Source organism: Bacillus pinisoli, assembly GCF_023036475.1.
GTDB classification, from domain to species: Bacteria; Bacillota; Bacilli; order Bacillales; family SA4; genus Bacillus_BS; species Bacillus_BS pinisoli.
The window spans coordinates 1-1,511 of sequence record NZ_JAJQKI010000032.1; the positions used below are offsets into that span (position 1 = coordinate 1).

Below are 1,511 nucleotides of genomic sequence, written 5' to 3' on the forward strand. Positions count from 1 at the left end.
CCTTGTAATTCCATGCCAATTAGACCCGAGGATTCTGCCACATTATACCCGTGTCTGTGTTTTAACTCACTATTCTTCGCTTCAATTTTATACCGTTCTTTCGTTTTTTCCTTAAAGTATTCACTTTCCTGGAATATTGCCTGGGCCGAATGTTGATCAGACTTAAGGGAAACGGAATATGTCTTATTTTTGGCTCCTTCCTTGTAGCACCCTTCTCTGAGAGGGCATTTTTTACATTTATCCACGTCAAAGTAGTAGGTGTGAACTTGATTTTTACCTACTCCTCTTTTACCTTGTCTAGCTTTCCGTATGGCCATATGTCCTGCCTTGCAGACATACATGCCCGCATCCTTATTGAACTCGAATTCGTCCTCTTTCTTTCGGGCACCCTGTGTGATTTGAGGGTTCAATTTTGAAACCAATTTGATTCCATTTTCCTCACTATATTGAATGTTGTCTTTCTCCGAATACGCTGTATCCCCAACAACTGTCTCAATTTCCATACCTGCGTTTTTACTTTTCTCAATGAGCGTCTGTAGTTCTTTTCCGTCACTTTTTTCTCCAGTGGTAATTGTTGCGGCTGTAATAATACGTTCTTCACTCATCGCGAGATGGGTTTTGTAGCCAAAGAAGGAGGAGTCAGCTGTTTTGTGTCCCACTTTGGCATCCTGATCATGTATTGACTGTAGCTGCTCAATATCATCGGCGACCGTTTCTTTCAGGAGATTAAGCTGTTCCTTGACCTTTGGATACTCTAAGAGGCTTTCTTCTTTTTCTATCACCTTAATAAGCTCCTGAGAATAGGCTATTTCATCTTCCAGAACATCATTGGTTGGCTTCAAAGGGAATTTATCCTTCATACTTTCGTTAATCTTATAAATCGATTTTCTAAGATTCTTGGAGCGCTCCATGAGAATTTCCTTTGGTTTCATTTGATTATAGCGCGCCTTTGTATGGGTGGCATCTACAATAATTGATTTACTCTTTATGATGTCTTTCTCTATGGCAATCTCAACCGTCTTGTTGACAAGCATGTCTAATAAGTTCATATCCTTTAATCTAAGCTTACGAAACTTAGTTAAAGAACTTGAATCAATAACGACTTCCTCTGGAGCCATATCAAGAAAATACTTAAAGGACATATCATATTTTGAACGTTCTACGATATCCACATCTGAGACATCATGAATGGTCTTCAAAAACAAATATTTAAACATACGGATAGGATCAATCGCATTCCGTCCATTATCATGACAATATTTATCCTTTAACTCCTCGTAAATAAAGGAAAAGTCAACTAAATCGTTTATTCGGCGTAACATATTGTCTTGAGGAACGACGATATCATAAAGAGCCATATACGGACTGACCATCATTTTCTGTTGTTGTTGTATCACTGTAAACCACCCACTTATTTTATTGTTTCTATTATAAAATAAAAAAGGCAAAATCGTTCATTGAAGTGAACGATTTTGCCTTTTTTAATCTTTTTGGACTTTTTCAGTGGCCTC

At 37.9% G+C, this 1,511-nt stretch carries 1 protein-coding gene; it reads right to left on the reverse strand.

The genetic code is table 11. The annotated features are described in order from the left end of the window. Positions 1-1,397 (reverse strand): IS1182 family transposase (locus LT143_RS20265; RefSeq protein ID WP_418909861.1); only part of this gene is annotated, 1,397 nt, incomplete at its 3' end. Between the last annotated feature and the right edge of the window lie 114 nt (positions 1,398-1,511).